This is a genomic window from Nocardia vulneris, assembly GCF_001613425.1.
Taxonomy (GTDB): domain Bacteria; phylum Actinomycetota; class Actinomycetes; order Mycobacteriales; family Mycobacteriaceae; genus Nocardia; species Nocardia vulneris.
In genome coordinates this window covers 138,897-156,321 of record NZ_BDCI01000013.1, presented here as the reverse complement: position 1 = coordinate 156,321, position 17,425 = coordinate 138,897, and the positions used below count along the sequence as shown (strand labels likewise).

The window sequence follows — 17,425 nt, the reverse complement described above, 5'->3', positions numbered from 1 at the left end:
TCGGATACGGGTAGCGCCTCGACCGCCACTGTGATCCGCATCCCACGCCTGGCCTTCCTAGGCGTGTTCATCCTTCTGATGTGCATGTTCTTCATGTTCGTCGGCTGGCCCGCCGGGCTGTGGCCGCTGCTGCTGATCCCCGTCGCGGTGGCCGTCTGGGTGCAGCGGACCCAGACCACGGTGTCCGACGCCGGACTCGATCTGCGGACCGTATTCGGCTCGCGGCACCTGGACTGGTCTCAGCTGAAGGGGGTGCGTATCCCGAAGCGTGGATACGTGCGCGCCGATCTGGTGGACGGTACCGAGGTGAAATTACCCGCGGTGAGTTATGACCGGGTGCGGGATCTGGCGGCGGCCTCGCACGGGTGGATTCCCGATCCGTATGTGGTGCCCAAGGAAGAGCCGGCCGATAATTCGGCGGACGCGGAATCGGCCGACGAGTCCGGTGATGACACCGCGAGCGCCGAAAGCACGAACACCGCTGCCGAGGGCAAAGCCGAGAACACCCCCGGGGACAAGAACGCGCAATAAGGCGCGGGCCGGAACAAACGGCCGGCGCTACGATGTTGTCGGCTATGCGATGCGGTCACCGCGTCGGGCGGATCCGTCCCGGCGCGCACCCCGCGAGCCCGACGGGCCGGCACCTCCGGCGACACCGTCAGCGCCGGCGACCACCACTCGCGGCGACCCACGACACCGCCCCACCTGGCACGGGCCGGGCCGACGGCCACGAGCCGCGCCCGACCGGCAGTAAGCCCACCTCCACGCGGGAGTACCGTGGAACGGCCGCGGAGCCAGCTCCGCGTTCGTCGCACCGCAGCCCCCGCGACCAGACCGAGGACCCTCTATGCCACCGCTTCGTTCACGCACCACCACCGTCGGCCGCAATGCCGCAGGCGCCCGCGCGCTCTGGCGCGCCACCGGCATGACCGACACCGATTTCGGCAAGCCGATCATCGCCATCGCGAACTCCTACACCCAGTTCGTGCCCGGCCATGTGCACCTGAAGAACGTCGGCGAGATCGTTGCCGAGGCGGTACGGGCCGCCGGCGGTGTGCCCCGCGAATTCCACACCATCGCCGTCGACGACGGCATCGCGATGGGCCACGGCGGCATGCTCTACTCGCTGCCCTCGCGCGAAATCATCGCCGACTCCGTGGAATACATGGCGAACGCGCACACCGCCGACGCGCTGGTGTGCATCTCCAACTGCGACAAGATCACCCCCGGCATGCTGAATGCCGCTATGCGGCTGAACATTCCGGCGGTGTTCGTCTCCGGCGGACCGATGGAGGCGGGCAAGGCCGTCGTGGTCGGCGGCGTCGCGCAGGCCCCGACCGACCTGATCACCGCGATCTCCGCGAGCGCGAATCAGGCTGTGTCCGAAGAAGGTTTGTCCGAGGTCGAACGGTCCGCCTGTCCGACCTGCGGGTCGTGCTCGGGCATGTTCACCGCGAACTCGATGAACTGCCTCACCGAGGCGCTGGGACTCGCGTTGCCGGGCAACGGTTCCACGCTGGCCACCCACGAAGCGCGCCGGGCGCTGTTCGAGCGGGCGGGCACCGTGATCGTCGATATCGCCAACCGCTGGTACCGCGAGGACGACGCGTCGGTGCTGCCGCGGAACGTGGCCGATGCCAAGGCTTTCCGCAACGCGATGGCGCTCGACGTGGCGATGGGCGGCTCCACCAACACGGTGCTGCACACGCTGGCCGCCGCGCAGGAGGGCGAGATCGACTTCGATCTGCACACCATCGAGGAGACCAGCCGCCGGGTGCCGACGCTGTCCAAGGTGTCGCCCAACTCCGACTACCACATGGAGGACGTGCACCGGGCCGGCGGCATTCCCGCCATCCTGGGCGAGCTGCGCCGTGCCGGGCTGCTCGAAACCGAGGTGCGCACGGTGCATTCACGCAGCTTCGACGAGTGGCTCGACACCTGGGATATCCGCTCCGGCAAGGCTTCCGACGAGGCGGTCGAGCTGTTCCATGCCGCGCCGGGCGGTGTGCGCACGACCGAACCGTTCTCCACCGCGAATCGCTGGTCCTCGCTCGACACCGATGCCGCGGGCGGGTGCATCCGCGATATCGAGCACGCGTACACGAAGGAGGGCGGCCTGGTCGTGTTGCGCGGCAACGTCGCTCCCGACGGCGCCGTGCTCAAGACCGCGGGCATCGATGAGGAGCTGTTCGCCTTCCAGGGGCCCGCGCTCGTCGTGGAATCCCAGGAGGAGGCGGTCTCGGTGATCCTCAACAAGACGATCAAGCCCGGTGACGTGCTCGTCGTCCGCTACGAAGGTCCCGCGGGCGGGCCCGGCATGCAGGAGATGTTGCACCCCACCGCGTTCCTCAAGGGCGCGGGTCTGGGCAAGCAGTGCGCGCTGATCACCGACGGTCGTTTCTCCGGCGGCACCTCGGGCTTGTCCATCGGCCACATCTCCCCCGAGGCGGCCAGCGGCGGCACCATCGGCCTGATCGAGAACGGCGACCAGATCCGCATCGACGTCAGCACCCGGTCGCTCGAGGTGCTGGTGGACGACGCCGTGCTGGCCGAGCGCCGCGCCAAAATGGAAGCCGCCGAACGCCCCTGGCAGCCGGTGAACCGCGACCGTCCGGTCACCACCGCGCTGCGCGCCTACGCCGCGCTCGCCACCTCGGCCGACAAGGGCGCAGTCCGCTACGTGCCGTAAACCCTGCGAACAGCGATGGCGCCCTCCGCGGAGGGCGCCATCGTCGTTTTCGCGGCCGGATCAGTCGAAGGGACCGATTCCGGTCAGGGGATTGCCGCCGTGCAGGTACCAGTAGGCGAGTACGGCTGCGGCGATGGCCAGCACGAGCACCGCGAAGGAACCGGCGAACGGGCGGGTGGCCCAGCCGCGGTTGCGATCGAGCGCCCAGCGGCCCGGACCGGTGAGAACGAGCACGGCGGTGATGCCGACGAGGATGCTCTCCATTTCGACGCCGGTCTGCACGCCTGCCTTGTACTGGAAGCCGGGGATCATCCCCTGCTTCCAGGCCCACGCGTCGAGGATCACGGCGAGCAGGGCACCCGCGGCGAACGGGGTGGCCAGGCCGAGCACGAGCAGCACACCGCCGCCGAGCTCGCCGACCGTGACCAGGATGGCCGACAGGGTGGGGTGATCCCAGCCGCCGTTGGCCATCATGTCGCGGGTGCCGTCCAACCCGGGGCCGTGGAACCAGCCGGTCAGCTTCTGCAGGCCGTGATAGATGAACGTGCCGCCGACCACCAGGCGCAGCAGGAACAAGCCGAAATCCAGGGTGCCGCGCTGGGTTTCGCGGTTGCGGCGACGCAACCGGGCGGTGTCGCCCGGCGGGTTCGCGGCGGGCGGGATGCTCGCGTAGGCATAGGTGGGGGCGTCGGCCGAAAGGCCGTCCGCGCCGACGGTCGGCACGTCGGGTCCGGGGTCGAGGCCGAGTTCGTCGTCCGTGCGCGGCACGTCCTTGGTCAGCTTCGGGAACTGCTCGGTCGGCGAATCGAAGGGGCTGCTGACGCCCCGACCGGTGGACGACACCGCCGACTGCTCGGCCGTGGACGGCGTCGCACCCTGGGCCGCCGAGGATTCGGAAGTGTCTTTCGACTTGTCGGTCACGGCCAATACCTTAAGCCGCGCTCCCCCGGAACAGGCCCCGAACACGGCGCGCGAGACGCTGTGTCACGGGCAACAGCGCCGCGCCCGATTCCGGGCCGGCCCGCCCCGGGACGAAATACCCGGGCACAAAGGTGGGGCGAAGGGGCGCGGGCGAGAAGATTTCCGTAACGTCTGAGCTATGAGGTTGGTTGGCATTGGTCGCGTCGCGGTGACCGTGGCGGTGGGGTCCGCGCTGGTGACCGGATGCGCGCGGTTCGATGATTCGGCGTCGAGCCCGTTCACCCCCGAGCCGACGCTGCACGGCGCGAACATCGACCCGAAGAAGCCGTCGCAGCCGCCCACCTCGACCACCCGCCCCAGCGGGCCGTGCATCGACCCGGATCCGGCCGTGGTGGCCACCTGCCTGGACACCACCGGCGGTTTGGTCGCGCTCGGCGACGGCGCACTGGTCGCCGAGCGCCGCACCGGACGCATCCTCAAGGTCGCCCCCGAGACGCCGACCACCGAATTCGCCCGCGTAGACGTGGACGGCTCGAGCGACGGCGGCCTGAGCGATATCGTGCTCTCCCCCACCTTCCACGAGGACGGGCTGATCTACGCCTACATCACCACGGCGAGCGACAACCGGGTGGTGCGGATCGCCGAGGGCGGCGGACCGCCCAAGGACATCCTGACCGGAATCCCCAAGGGGCCGAGCGGAAATCACGGTGCCATCGAATTCGCCACGCCCGGTCAGATGCTGGTGCTCACCGGCGACGCGGGCAATCCCGGCGCGGCGAGTTCGCCGTCCTCGCTGGCGGGCAAGCTGCTGCGGGTCAACTCGCCCGCACCGGGCGCGAACGCCGAGGTCGCCCTCTCGGGCATCGGGATCGCGGGCGATATCTGCCGGGACAGCAAGGACAGCGTCTGGATCACCGATCGCACCGCCGTCGAGGACCGGCTGCAACGACTCGGCGGCGACGGCAGCGTCACCACCGCGTGGACCTGGCCCGACCGTCCCGGTGTCGCGGGCTGCGCCGCCGCCACCGATGGCGTGGCGATCTCACTGACCAAGGGCAAGGCGCTGGCCATCGCGGCCGCCGACCCGAACACCCACGCCGTCACCGCCGCCCCCACCATGCTCGCGCAGGACAAGTACGGGCAGCTCGGTGGCGCGGCGGTCGGTCCCGACGGCACCATCTGGGTGGGCACGGTGAACAAGACCGACGGCCAACCGGGGCCGAATGACGATCGGGTGGTACGCATTCCACCGCCGCAGGCGGGTGGCGGCGGCCCGGACTAGCCGCAGACACAGATCAGGGGCCGACTCCGCGGAGTCGGCCCTTGATCTGTTCCAGCACTCAGCTGCAAGCGGCGATGACGAGTTCGCGCACCCGCGCGGCGTCGGCCTGACCACGGGTGGCCTTCATGACATCGCCGACGATCTTGCCCGCGGCCTGCACCTTGCCGGAGCGGATCTTCTCGGCGATATCGGGGTTCGCGGCGAGCGCCTTCTCGACCTCGGCCTGCAGCGCGCTGTCGTCGCTGACCATGCCCAAGCCTTTGGCCTCGACGATCTGCGCCGGATCACCCTCACCCGCCAGCACGAAGTCGACGACCTGCTTGGCGACCTTGTTGTTCACCGTCTTCGCCTCGACCAGGTTGATCACCGCGGCGACCTGGGCCGGGGTGATCGGCAGGTCCTCCAGCGAAACCTCGCGCTCCTTGGCCTTTTCGGTCAGATAGGCGACCCACCAGGAGCGGGCTTCGTTGGCCGGGGCGCCCGCGTCGACGGTGGCGATGATCAGATCGAGCGCGCCCGCGTTCACCAGATCGCGCATCACCTCGTCGGACAGGCCCCAGTCGGCCTGGATCCGGGCCCGGCGCAACCACGGGTACTCCGGAATGGTGCCCCGCAGCTGTTCCACCCAATCCGCCGCGGGCGCAACAGGTTCCAGATCCGGTTCAGGGAAGTAGCGGTAGTCCTCGGCGGTCTCCTTGACCCGGCCCGGCGAGGTGGTGCCGTCGGTCTCGTGGAAATGCCTGGTCTCCTGCACGATGCTGCCGCCGCCGGCCAGCACCGCGGCCTGCCTGCGCATCTCGAAGCGCACCGCGACCTCGACACTCTTGAGCGAGTTGACGTTCTTGGTCTCGGTGCGGGTGCCGAATTCCGTTGCGCCGATATCCATCAGCGAGACGTTGGCGTCGCAGCGCAGCGAGCCCTGCTCCATCTTGACGTCGGACACGTCGAGCGATTTGAGCACCTCACGCAGCGCGGTCACATAGGCACGCGCCACCTCCGGCGCCCGCTCCCCCGCACCGGTGATCGGCTTGGTGACGATCTCGATCAGCGGCACACCCGCGCGGTTGTAGTCGAGCAGCGAGTGGCTGGCGCCATGGATACGGCCCGTGGCACCGCCGACGTGGGTCGACTTGCCGGTGTCCTCCTCCATGTGCGCGCGCTCGATCTCCACCCGGAACGTGCTGCCGTCGTCGAGCACCACGTCGAGGTGACCGTTCGTGGCGATCGGCTCGTCGTACTGGCTGATCTGGTAGTTCTTCGGCTGATCGGGGTAGAAGTAGTTCTTGCGCGCGAACCGGCCCCACGGCGTGATCGAACAGTTCAGCGCGAGCCCGATGCGGATGGCCGACTCGACGGCCTTCTCGTTCACCACCGGCAGCGAGCCGGGCAGACCGAGGCACACCGGGCACACCTGGGTGTTCGGCTCGGCGCCGAATTCGGTCGGGCAACCGCAGAACATCTTGGTCGCGGTGGACAGCTCGACGTGAACCTCCATGCCAAGCACCGGCTCGAACCGGGCGATGACATCCGAATAGTCCATCAAGTCGACTGTGGGTGCACTCATGCCTGCGCCTCGCTGACGCTCAGCTCCGGCATGACCGCACCGGTGGCTGTGCCCATTTTTCGCTCGCTGCGCTCACTCATGCCCCACAGTCTATGTAAGCCCTTCGACCAGATCGCACGGGCTCACACCCCGCCTACTTCGGCGGGATGCGCTGGGTCAACCAGGCTGTGACGTAGGTGAGAACCTCGGGTGCGACGCTGGTCTCGATGTCGACGTATTCCTTGGGATTGCCGGTCTGGGTGGGTTGCATCAGGTGGTTCAGACCGGGGAACACGTGGACCGTCGCGTCCGGGTCGCCGGCGAGGTTCGCGCGCATCGGCCCTTCGCTCTGTGCGGGCGGCACCTGCAGATCCTTGCCGCCGTAGAACGCGAGCACCGGCATGCGCAGCGCCTGCAGCGCCGGGGCCGGGTCGTAGGCGATCAACGCCGCGAAGTACGTGGTCATGCTCGCGTCGATCTGCTCGTCGGTCGCCCGCTGGTCGGGCGGGGATTCGGCGTTCTGCTTGCGCGCCAACGCCTTCGCGCCCGCGATGTCACCGGCCTGCAGCAGCGCCGAGATCTCGGTGGTCTGCCGCACCGACTTGTCCAGCTCGTCGGCGGGGGTGCCGTTCGCGGCGCCGATCAGCTTGGTCTGCTCGATCAGCACGTCCGCGCCGCTCACGGCGGGTCCGGCCATCGCGATGACGAAGGCGACGCCGCTGTCCGGGCGGGCGGCGACCAGCGGGGCGAGGTAGCCGCCCTCGCTGTGCCCGAACAGGCCGACCCGCGCCGGGTCGATGTCCGGACGGCCGCGCAGGAAGCCGACGCCGGCCGCGGCATCACCGGCGAGATCGGTGTAGTTCGCATCGTCCAGCTTGCCGCTCGTGCCGCCGACACCACGGTCATCGGTGCGCAGCACCGCGTAACCCGCCTTGGTCAGGCTGTCCGCGATCACCAGGAAAGGCTTGTGCCCGAACAGTTCTTCGTCGCGGTTCTGCGGGCCGCTGCCGGTGATCATGAGGACGGCCGGGAACTTGCCGTCACCTTCCGGCTTGGTCAGCGTGCCCGCGATGGTGATATCGCCGTTGCGGTAGGTGACGTCCTCGGACTTGTACGGGAACGGCGGCTGCGGTGTCTGCGGCCGGGCCAGCGGGGCGATCTTGCCGCGCTGCAACGACAGCTTGAAAGTCTGTCCGCCCTGGACGAAGTCGCCGTTGATCCGGTCGGCGGCTTTGTCGTAGATGCCTTGGAACTTCGGCTCGCCGGGCACGTCCGCGATCGCCCAGGACACCCCGTTGCGATCGGAGCGCACATCCTTCAACTCGACCGCCGACATACTCTGCTTCGGGATGTCGATGGTGGCCGTGCCCTTGTCGGTGAACGTCACCCCGACCTCGACCGGCTGCCCGGGTATCTCGATCGCCCCGTGCCAGTCGCCCGTGGTCGGTTCCGGTGGATTCGAATCCGACCGCGAACACCCCGCGACCAACACGGCAATGACGAACAGAGCCAACGCGACAACTCGCCCGGTGCGCATGAGATCAACAGTACAGAGCGAAATCGGAAGGTCCGCCGGAACGTTTTGGGGATATCAGAAATGGCGAGTGCCCGCAGTGCTGACGACTGATTTCCGCGCACCGGACGCCATACCGTCCACCGCAGCGCGCGCGGCAGGCCAGACCTGTGCCAGGGCCAGTGCCTGACGGAGTTCGGTGTCGAAATCCTGAGCGGCGAGCAGAGCCTGCGGCACCGGACCGGTATTCAGCGGTGCGAAACCCACCTGTCGCGAACGGACCGCCACTGCGAGCCGGAGTGCGTAGTCGCTCATCGCACAGTCCGTCGGCGGCCCCTGCGCAGCGGCATCGACGACTGGTAGATAGGGCGAAAGATGCAGCAGCGCATCACGTATCTCGACCATCGTGCGAAGCAGCCGAGCGGTGGAATCGGAGCCGTCGGCCGGGTCCGGATCCAGCACGATTTCCGGCACAGCCGCCGTGACGTCTCGCCACAGCGGCCGCAGCCGACGACAGATGCGCCCGTCACGATCCCATTCGGCGTACGCGAGCAGGGATTCGATCATCCGGGTCCCCGCGAGTGTCGAGGTGAGCACGGCGGTACAGACGAAGATGATCTCTACACGAGCGATATGCGGATACGGCACATCCCAGCCGAGCGCTATCTCGCCCGCGCCGAGCACCAGATCGGCACCGAACGGCACCAGCGCGACAAGGATGAGAAGGCAGAGGGTTTTCGTCGACGGCCGCGTCTGCGCACTGCTGAGTTCGCGTCGGCACAGGCGAAACATCAACAGGGCAGTGCCCAACTGGGGAACGCCGAACGCCGCCCAGACCGCGACGCCGCCCCAATTGAGCTGCTGATCGGCGAGCCGGCCGACGGCACCGGCAGACGGCCCGGCCGTCAGGAATACCGCTGTCGCCGCGGCCGCCACCGCGCAGTAGATCCGTTGCCTGCGCCAGGTCAGCTCCGAATCCGCATCGGATTCCCACAGCCGGCCCAGACCGTAGAGGTACATTCCGAGCAGGACGACGCAGCCCAACGCCAACTGCGTCATGACCTCGGAGATATCCGGCGTCGGCGCGAAGCGATAGAGCAGCAGGCCCGCCAGACTGCACAGCGGCAAGCAATTGACCAATCGATCGACCGTGGTGGCCCGCGCGAACAACAGTCGCGCCGCGGCAACGAGCCCGACATAGCCGATCGCCGACCACAGTACGAAACCTGGAATCGGCGGCGCCAAATGGATCCCCTCCTGCTCTTCCCGCGCAGCAGAATAGCCGCAGGCCACCGCCGAGTCGACTGGACCAACGCGCCGGGACACGCGATCACGCTTCTCAGCCGACTGTCCTGCGGACGCGGGGAAGGGCAGGGGGCGACGGCGGCCATACGCGGGCGAGGTCCAGTAGGTGGCGGAGTTCGGTGTCGAAGTCTTGGGCGGTCGGGAAGGGTTGCGGGGCAGGGTTGCAGGTGGGTGGGGCGAGGCCGGTCCGGCGGGCGTGTGCGGCCTGCTGGAGCCGGCTCGCGTAGTCGCGTAGCTGCTGATCAGGTGTGTTTCGCCGGGGTGGTGCGGGGTCTGCGGGGAGGTAGGGGCCGAGATGCAGGAGTGCGTCGCGGATCTCGACGGTCATGCGCACCAAGCGCGCGGTGGAGTCGCCGCGGTGTTGGCCACTCGCGGCAGGGTCCATGACGATCTCGGGGACCGCGGCGGTGACCGCGCGCCAGAGCGGCCGCAACCGGCGGCAGAGGCGGCCGTCGCGATCCCAGCCCACCAGCCCGGGCAGCCGGCCGAGGACCGGGACCACGAACAGGGTCGCGACGACGAGCGCGGTATCGAACGTGAACAGGAACTCCACCCGCGCGATATGCGGATACGCCACATCCCACCCGAATGCCAACCGCAACCACGGGAGCTGTTGCTCGACCCAGAACGGCAGGCACGCGACGACGATCGAACAGCAGACCACCTGCACGAAGGTGTCGAGCGTGCCGCGGCGCAGTTCCCGGACGGACAACCGGACCAGCACCACCGAGGCCGCCGCCTGCGGCAGGGCGAACGCCGTCCAGACGACGACACCGCCCCAATTGATCGTCTGATCGCTCAGCCGGCCCGCGCCCGCCGCCGCCGGACCGGCGAACACGATCACCACGGTCGACAGCACCGCGACGCCGTTGTAAACGCGCTGGCGCCAACGCGTCTCGGCCGGATCCGCCTCGGTCTCCCACAACCGGCTCAGTCCGTAGAGATACATGCCGGTCATGACGATGCAGCCCAGCGCGAGCTGATTCGGCAGACTGGCGATATCGGGCGTCGGCGTGCATCGGTACAGCAGCAGACCGGCCAGCGTCCACCCGATCAACCAGTTGATCAGCCGGTCGCTCATCGTCTCCGTGGCGAAGACCAGCCTGGCCGCGCCGACCGCCGCGACATAACCGATCACCCACCATGCGACGGACCCGGGCACCGCCGACCCCACCGACCGAACTCCTGACCTGCGCCGCGGAACCGCGTCAGCGAACGACCGTCACTCGCCGCGCGCGTAGCGGACGGAGTCGGCGAGTGCGGCCAGATCGAGGCCGAGAGCGGGGTTCTCGTCTCGGAGTGCACAAAATTCGAGCATCGCGTCGTCGACGGTGGCGCGGCGGGCCGAGGCGATGAGAGCGCGGCGCACGTAGGCGCCGAGCGGAAGATCGGCGGCGTGGGCGCGGCGACCGAAGGTGGCCAGCGCGGCGGCGGGCAGGTCGTAGGTGTCCACGAGCGCGACGGCGGCCGCATCGATCTCGGGCGTCAGATCGCGGCCCTCGGCTTCGAGGAACTCGACGACGGTGTCGTCGGAGCTGCGTCGGTCGGCCAGCGCGATCAGCTCCGCCCGCAGGTAGGTGGTCAGCGGGAGACCGGCGGCGTCGGCGCGGCGGCGCAGGACGGTCCGGGCGGCGTCGGGCAGGTCGTGCACAGCGAGGTCGGCCATGCCAGCCAGGGTAACTCGGTTATCGCCGGTCAGGCGGCGATCCGCTGTGTCCCGGGGACCCAGCGGATCGGCCGGGCCGGATCAGCCGAAGAACGCCTCGGCTTCCTGGTAGCGCTCGGACGGCACCCGCTTGAGCTGTTTGGTGGCCTCGGACAGCGGGACGAGTTCGATGGCGCTGCCGTGCAGGGCGACCATCTGACCGAACTGACCGGCGTGCACCGCCTCCGCGGCGTGCAGGCCGAAGCGGGTGGCCAGGACGCGATCGTAGGGCGTGGGGCTGCCGCCGCGCTGCACGTGACCGAGCACGGTGGTCCGGACCTCCTTGCCGATGCGACGTTCGATCTCCGCGCCGAGCTGCTGGGCGACACCGGTGAACCGTTCGTGCCCGAACTCATCGATCCCGCCCGCGCGCAGCGCGAAGCCGGAATCCTCGGCGGGATGCGAACCTTCGGCGACGACGCAGATGAAATGCTTGTCGCCGCGCTGGAAACGACGCTTGATCATGGTGCACACCTGGTCCACGTCGAACGGCACCTCGGGCACCAGCGTCAGGTGTGCGCCGGCCGCCATGCCCGCGTTCACCGCGATCCAGCCCGCGTGCCGGCCCATCACCTCGACCAGCATCACGCGCTGGTGCGATTCCGCGGTGGTGTGCAGCCGGTCGATCGCCTCGCTGGCGATGCTCAGCGCGGTGTCGTGACCGAAAGTCACGTCGGTGCAGTCGATGTCGTTGTCGATGGTCTTGGGCACGCCGACCACCGGCACGCCTTCGTCGGACAGCCAGCTGGCCGCGGTGAGCGTGCCCTCGCCGCCGATCGGGATCAACGCGTCGATGCCGTTGTCGTCCAGGGTGCGCTTGATCCGGCCGAGTCCGGCGCGCAGGACGTCGGGATTGGTGCGAGCGGTGCCGAGGATGGTGCCGCCCTTGGCGAGTAACCGGTCGGTGCGATCGTCGTTGTGGATCTGAATCTTGCGATCCTCCAATAGACCACGCCAACCGTCCTCGAAGCCGACGATCGCGTCGCCGTAGCGGCCGTTCGCGGTGCGAACGACAGCACGGATGACCGCGTTCAGTCCAGGGCAGTCGCCGCCTCCGGTCAAAACTCCGATGCGCATGGCCGCTATCTTGCCCGGCTCGGCCACGCGCGGCAGGTCGACCCCCATAAACCCTGCGTAACAGCGTGCGCGGATTCGGCCTGACGGCGGCTGCGCGCTATTCAGTAGATGTAGACGATCGCGTTCGCCCCGCCGATACAGGTGACCAGACCGTCGCGCGTGACGCACTCCATCGTGTAGTCCTGCTGGGTGGCGGGACTGAACGCGGCGACCGGACGGGTGCCGTCGGTGTCCGGGCCGGTGCCGTACGCCTTGCGTACCTCCTCCGCGAATTCGCAGGTGGTGGCCGAGGTGCCGATGGCGGAGTAGGTGAAGCGACCCATGGGTGGATACTTCGTCGCACACCCTTTGGCGTTGGCGGGCACCGGCGCGAGGGTCGGGGTGACCGGGTCCGGCGTGAGCTTTTCCCGCAGCAACCAGCCGCCGACGCCGATCAACGCGAGCGCGACGATCACGAAGGCGGCGATCAATCTCGGCTTGCCCGAACGCGATCGACGCGCGGCCTGGACCGGGGTATCCGGCTCACCGGTCGAATCGGCTTGTCGCTGTTCGGTATTCGGCTCGGCATCGGCGCGGTAGACCCGGCTGCTGCCGACGGCACGCCGAACCACCGCATCCTCGCGCGGTTCGCCACGTCCGGAGTCGGTCCGCTGCGGCTCCCGTGGCGGGTCGGTATGGCTGAGCGGATCGGCGCGATGTGCGTGCGGTGGGCCGACGAAGCTCCGTCCCGGATCAGGCCGCCTCGGTCCGGTGTCCACCGGCACGCGCCCGCCCGGCGGACGCGCGATCGCGTCTGTCGGCAGGGCACTCGGATTCGGGTCGTCCGGGGCGACCGCCGGGAACACCACGGTCGGCGGCGCTTTGGGCGACACCAGGTTCATCCGGTCGGTCGGCAGCTGCGAGATCGCGACCACCGCGCGGCCGGTGAGCGCCGATTTCGCGGCCGAAGCCAAACCGCCCGCGGTCGAGTAGCGGTCGGTGGGTTTCTTCGCCATGCCACGCACGACCACCTCGTCCAGCGCGGCGGGTACGCCCGCGCGGACCAGGCTCGGTCGCGGCGGCGGCGCCGAAAGATGGGACCGGATCAGCACACTCATCGCGTCGGCCTGGAAAGGCTGTGTGCCGGTGAGGCATTCGTACAGGACGCAGGCCAGCGAGTAGACATCGGCGGTCCCGGTGACCGGACCGTTCTCGAAACGCTCCGGCGCGATGTAGCTGTACGAACCGATCGCGGCCGCGCCGGTGCCGGTCATGTCGGGGTCCTGCGCGGACCGGGCGATGCCGAAGTCGGCGAGGTAGGCGAACTCCGAGGCGGTGACCAGAATGTTGGCGGGCTTGACGTCGCGGTGCACCAGCCCTTCGGCGTGCGCGGCATCCAGCGCCGACGCGATCTGCTCGAGGATGCCGATCGCGCGGGCCGGCGACAGCGGCCCCTCACCGCGCAGGACCGAACGCAGGTCGTGCCCGCGCACCAGGCGCATGTCGATGTAGAGCACGCCGTCGATCTCGCCCCAGTCGTGGATCGGGATGACGTGCGGTTCGGCCAGCCGCGCGGCCGCCTGCGATTCGCGCCGGAACCGCTGCTGGAAAACGGGATCCTTCGCGAGGTCGGTGGGCAGCAGTTTGACCGCGACCACCCGGTCCTTCACCGTGTCGTAGGCCTCGTACACCTCGCCCATGCCGCCGCGGCCCAGCAAGGAACGCAACTGGTACGGACCGAAAACCGTGCCGATCCGCGTCCGCGGTCCGTCCACCCCGTTACCTCCACTCACGCGCGCGACCCGGCGCACCACAACCGTAGGCCCTGCCGGGCCCACATCCGATACGTCGGGATTCTCGGGTGTCGCCGTTACCCGGTCAAGTGCGCCGGATCAGGCGGGACACGTGCCGCCGGACAGCTCGTCGATGTGCTGGGAAATGAGCGTGGCCAGCTTGTCCAGGATCGTCATACCGTCGGAGAACGCACCCGAATCCGCCTGCGCGGCGAACGCGACGGCGATCTGCCCGGACGGCGCCGAGATCACCCCGAACTGCCGGACCAGATACGCGCCCTTCGGGTCCGGGCCCCAGCCGCCCTTGAACTCCGCGCCGGAGAAGGCGCCGAGGCCCCAGCGCTGGCTCGGCTGCACCTGCTCCATCAGGTCGATGACGTTCGCGGTCGCCGGCAGGCAGGGCAGCCGGGAGGCGAAGCGGACCTGTTCGGTGAGCGACCAATCCGCCTGACCGAACGCCGAATGCTCGGGCCTGGACCGGGTGGCGGGCACGGTGGTCTTGCTGTCCCCGCCCTCCCGCAACACCGACTGCACGGCCTGCGCCGCGTCCTGACCGCTGCCGAGCGACTGCCAGAGCGTGTCGGCGGCGGCGTTGTCGGAGGCCGTGATCGCCGCGGAGGCGGCGTAATTGGAACTGCTGGAATCGCGGCGCAGTGCGGCGATCGTCAACGGCACCTTCATGGTCGACCAGGCGGGCCCGGTGCTCCAGTCGCCGAAGCTGACCACCTGGTCGCCGCCCACGGGCATCATCGCCATGCCCAGATGCCCGCGGACCCCGGCCTGCAACTCGGCGACCCCGGCCGCCAGCGTGCCGGGCACGGTGATCGACAGGCCCTTTTGATCCGCGTGCGAGGCGGCCTCGGTGATGCTGGTCTGCTCAGCGGCCGACTGCTCGGCACCGGTGCCGCAGCCGGACACCACGAGCATGGCTAATACCGCGCCGCCCAACGCTTTTCGCATTCGAGCCGCACGGAATCGATCAATATACATACACCACCGCGTTTTCACCGCCGCTGCACGTGACCAACTGGCCCTCGCTGCGGCAACTCATCGTGTAGGCCCGGCCGGTGACCGGGCTGGTCGCCACGACTGTGCGCGGCGCATCGCGCGAACCGCCTTGCGCGGTATTCATTTCGGCGTAGGCCCGCCGGACTTCCTCGGCGAACTGGCAACTCGTCACGGCGGAGCCGGTGGCCGACTGGGTGAACGCGCCCTGCACCGGTGTGCCCTGGTTGCACGGCTTCGCACCGGCGGGCAGCGTGACCGCGCCCGGTTTGGTCGGTGTGGTCGTCACCGGCGGCGTGGACGAGGTCGCCGGCGCCGGGGCCGGGGCACTCGTCGACGGCCCGGGGGCGACCGCCTGCTGATCTGATGTCGTCTTCGGTTGCCCGGTGCCCGAGCCGAACACCTGCCAGCCCACCACACCGCCGACCGAGATCACCACGATGGTGGCCACTGCGATCAGGATGGGCAGCACGATGGAGCGGCCCTTCGCGGGCGGGGCGTACTGGTCGTCGTCATACTCGTCGTAGTCGTCGGCGTAGCCCGGATCGCCGTAATCCCGCTGACTCGCGTAATTGCTCTGCGGCGGATAGTCGGCGCGCGCATGACTGCCCGGCTCGGAATACGCTGCGGGACCACCGTATTCGTCCGGACTCGCATACGGGTCCGCGGCGGAGTAGGCAGCAGGGGCCGAATAAGCCTGGGTCGGCGCATGGTCGGCCGGGTAGTCTTCCGCCTGGCCCGGCGCGGGATAGCCGGGCGCGTCCGGGAACTTCCGCGTCGCGTAGGACGGGGCGTCCGAATACGCCTGTCCGCCCACGAACGGTTCGTCGGCGGAGTACGCCTGCGCACCCGGATGCGCCGAATACGCCTGTGGGCCGGGCTGATCGGGATACCCGCGCGGATCCGACTGTTCCGAATATTCTTGCCCACCACCCTGTGCGGCAGCGCCCAGCGGACCGTAATCCGCGTCGTATCGGGAACCCGAATGCCCTTGCGCCCCACCCTGGCCCGGATAATCCGGCCCATCGGATTGCGCCGAATACGCCTGGTGCTCGGCATACCCCGCCGAGCCGGACCGCTCCGAATAGCCCTGCGCGGCAGAGTCGTCAGTAAACCCCGCTCCGCCGGGCGGTCCCGAATAGCCCTGCGCGGCAGGGTCCTCGGCGAAGCCCGGCCTACCGGACCGTTCCGGGTAGGCCTGCGCGGCGGAGTCGTCGGCGAAGCCCGGCCCACCGGACCGTTCTGCATAATCCTGCGCGGCAGCATCTTCGGCGAACCTCGAGGCACCGGGTTGCGCCGGGTAGTCCGGATTGCCGGAGTGTGTCGGGAAACTGGGCGGGCCGGATTCTTCCGGGTGTCCCGTCGCGTTCGACTGCGCCGGATATCCCTGCGCGCGGGAAGGGTCCGGGTAACCACGCTGCGCTGAGGATCCCTGGGGACCGGGCTGCTCCGGGTAGCGAGGAGTATCGGGGCGATCCGGGTATTCCGGCGGGCCCGGCTGTGCGGCGAACCCTTGCGGGGCCGAATAGCCTTGCGCTGCGCCCTGGTCGGTGTACAGGTGGGCGTCCGGGAACGGGCGCATCGGCGGGAGCGCCTGGTCCGGCGTCCAGCGCGGGGGCGGGCCGAGCGGCGCCACCGGCTCCTGCTCCGACAGCGTGGTGAACTGGATTTCGGTCGGCCGCACCACCGTCGGCGCGCTCGGCAGGATCACCGCCGAGATCTCCCCGGTCGACTCCGGCGGCACCGCGCCGCGATTCTGCGCGGGCGCGCGGACGACGAGCATCGGCCCGGTCGGCGGCGCGGTGGTGAGCGCGGCGCGCGCGGCCGCGGCCATCTCGGACGCGCTCGGCCAGCGATCGGCCGGATCCTTGGCCATGCCGCGGCTGATCACCGCGTCGAATCCGGCCGGAATGCCGGCCTGCTGCGCGCTCGCGCGCGGCGGCGAATCGGCGAGGTGCGAGCGGATGAGCACGTTCATGCTGGCGGCGGGGAACGGGCTGGCGCCGGTCAGGCATTCGTGCAGCACGCAGGCCAGCGAATAGATGTCGGCGCGGCCGGTGATCTCGGCGACGTCGAACCGTTCGGGCGCCATGTAGATGTAGGAGCCGACCGCCATGCCGACGACCGTGACGGCGCTGTCACCCTGGGTATGTGCGATGCCGAAATCGGCGAGGTAGGCGTGATCGGCCTCGGTGACCAAGATGTTCGCGGGTTTCACGTCGCGATGCACCAGGCCGCCCGCGTGCGCGGCGTCCAGCGCCGACGCGATCTGCTCGATGATGCCCACCGCGCGCACCGGGGTCAGCGGTCCCTCGCTGCGCAACAGCGTGCGCAGGTCGACGCCCGATATCAGCTGCATGTCGATGAACAGCACACCGTCGATCACGCCCCAGTCGTGGATCGGAATGATGTGCGGTTCGGCCACCCGCGCGGCCGCCTGCGATTCGCGCCGGAAGCGCACCTGGTACACGGGGTCGCCGGCGAGTTCCTCGTGCAGCAGCTTGACCGCCACCGTCCGGTTCTTCACCGTGTCATAGGCCTCGTAGACCTCGCCCATGCCCCCCTTGCCCAGCAGTGATCGCAATTCGTACGGCCCGAACCGTGTGCCGGTTC

13 protein-coding genes are annotated in these 17,425 nt (G+C 69.2%); 3 read left to right on the top strand and 10 right to left on the bottom strand.

The genetic code is table 11. The features are described from left to right. The first annotated feature begins 63 nt into the window (after positions 1-63). Positions 64-531 (top strand): PH domain-containing protein, encoded by a 468-nt coding sequence (locus NVU01S_RS15965; RefSeq protein ID WP_244467509.1) that lies wholly within the window; start codon positions 64-66, stop codon positions 529-531. A 316-nt stretch (positions 532-847) separates the two neighbouring features. Then, positions 848-2,689: a dihydroxy-acid dehydratase gene (gene ilvD, locus NVU01S_RS15960; protein ID WP_043680528.1), complete on the top strand. Its 1,842-nt coding sequence runs from the start codon at positions 848-850 to the stop codon at positions 2,687-2,689. Positions 2,690-2,749: 60 nt separating this feature from the next. On the opposite strand, the gene NVU01S_RS15955 is transcribed toward ilvD, so the two are convergent. Next, a complete protein-coding gene (locus tag NVU01S_RS15955; protein ID WP_043680577.1) occupies positions 2,750-3,610 on the bottom strand; it encodes a DoxX family protein in 861 nt (286 codons plus the stop codon). Positions 3,611-3,788: 178 nt separating this feature from the next. Here NVU01S_RS15955 and NVU01S_RS15950 point away from each other — a divergent pair, with 178 nt between their 5' ends. Then, entirely contained in the window at positions 3,789-4,892 is a 1,104-nt protein-coding gene (locus tag NVU01S_RS15950) for a PQQ-dependent sugar dehydrogenase (RefSeq protein WP_043680525.1), read from the top strand. Positions 4,893-4,950: 58 nt separating this feature from the next. Here NVU01S_RS15950 and gatB read toward each other — a convergent pair whose 3' ends face one another. The 9 genes from gatB to NVU01S_RS45455 form a co-directional block, all read right to left on the bottom strand. Further along, entirely contained in the window at positions 4,951-6,456 is a 1,506-nt protein-coding gene (gene gatB / locus NVU01S_RS15945) for an Asp-tRNA(Asn)/Glu-tRNA(Gln) amidotransferase subunit GatB (RefSeq protein WP_042254046.1), read from the bottom strand. A 133-nt stretch (positions 6,457-6,589) separates the two neighbouring features. Next, positions 6,590-7,972, bottom strand: a complete 1,383-nt coding sequence (locus tag NVU01S_RS15940) for an alpha/beta hydrolase family protein (protein WP_043680522.1) — start codon at positions 7,970-7,972, stop codon at positions 6,590-6,592. 54 nt (positions 7,973-8,026) lie between these two features. Further along, positions 8,027-9,274 (bottom strand): MAB_1171c family putative transporter, encoded by a 1,248-nt coding sequence (locus tag NVU01S_RS15935; protein ID WP_156161929.1) that lies wholly within the window; start codon positions 9,272-9,274, stop codon positions 8,027-8,029. A gap of 13 nt (positions 9,275-9,287) precedes the next feature. Then, positions 9,288-10,427 carry an MAB_1171c family putative transporter gene (locus NVU01S_RS15930; RefSeq protein ID WP_043680515.1) on the bottom strand — a complete coding sequence of 380 codons (1,140 nt, stop codon included), beginning with the start codon at positions 10,425-10,427 and terminating at the stop codon, positions 9,288-9,290. 48 nt (positions 10,428-10,475) lie between these two features. After that, a complete protein-coding gene (locus NVU01S_RS15925) occupies positions 10,476-10,919 on the bottom strand; it encodes a hypothetical protein (protein WP_043680511.1) in 444 nt (147 codons plus the stop codon). An 81-nt stretch (positions 10,920-11,000) separates the two neighbouring features. After that, positions 11,001-12,035 (bottom strand): ATP-dependent 6-phosphofructokinase, encoded by a 1,035-nt coding sequence (locus NVU01S_RS15920; RefSeq protein ID WP_042254218.1) that lies wholly within the window; start codon positions 12,033-12,035, stop codon positions 11,001-11,003. A 101-nt stretch (positions 12,036-12,136) separates the two neighbouring features. Beyond that, complete coding sequence (locus tag NVU01S_RS15915; protein ID WP_043680574.1) at positions 12,137-13,789, bottom strand: serine/threonine-protein kinase; 1,653 nt, start codon at positions 13,787-13,789, stop codon at positions 12,137-12,139. Positions 13,790-13,906: 117 nt separating this feature from the next. Next, positions 13,907-14,767, bottom strand: a complete 861-nt coding sequence (locus tag NVU01S_RS15910) for a serine hydrolase (RefSeq protein WP_043680508.1) — start codon at positions 14,765-14,767, stop codon at positions 13,907-13,909. A 19-nt stretch (positions 14,768-14,786) separates the two neighbouring features. Next, positions 14,787-17,369, bottom strand: coding sequence for a serine/threonine-protein kinase (locus NVU01S_RS45455; RefSeq protein WP_052281300.1), 2,583 nt, complete (start codon positions 17,367-17,369; stop codon positions 14,787-14,789). Positions 17,370-17,425: the final 56 nt, after the last annotated feature.

Bases quoted from the DNA above. Each gene is read 5' to 3' on its own strand.
- NVU01S_RS15940 (WP_043680522.1), bottom strand. From the start codon at position 7,972: ATGCGCACCGGGCGAGTTGTCGCGTTGGCTCTGTTCGTCATTGCCGTG.
- NVU01S_RS15920 (WP_042254218.1), bottom strand. From the start codon at position 12,035: ATGCGCATCGGAGTTTTGACCGGAGGCGGCGACTGCCCTGGACTGAAC.
- gatB (WP_042254046.1), bottom strand. From the start codon at position 6,456: ATGAGTGCACCCACAGTCGACTTGATGGACTATTCGGATGTCATCGCC.
- NVU01S_RS45455 (WP_052281300.1), bottom strand. From the start codon at position 17,369: ATGGGCGAGGTCTACGAGGCCTATGACACGGTGAAGAACCGGACGGTG.
- NVU01S_RS15950 (WP_043680525.1), top strand. From the start codon at position 3,789: ATGAGGTTGGTTGGCATTGGTCGCGTCGCGGTGACCGTGGCGGTGGGG.
- ilvD (WP_043680528.1), top strand. From the start codon at position 848: ATGCCACCGCTTCGTTCACGCACCACCACCGTCGGCCGCAATGCCGCA.
- NVU01S_RS15910 (WP_043680508.1), bottom strand. From the start codon at position 14,767: ATGCGAAAAGCGTTGGGCGGCGCGGTATTAGCCATGCTCGTGGTGTCC.
- NVU01S_RS15925 (WP_043680511.1), bottom strand. From the start codon at position 10,919: ATGGCCGACCTCGCTGTGCACGACCTGCCCGACGCCGCCCGGACCGTC.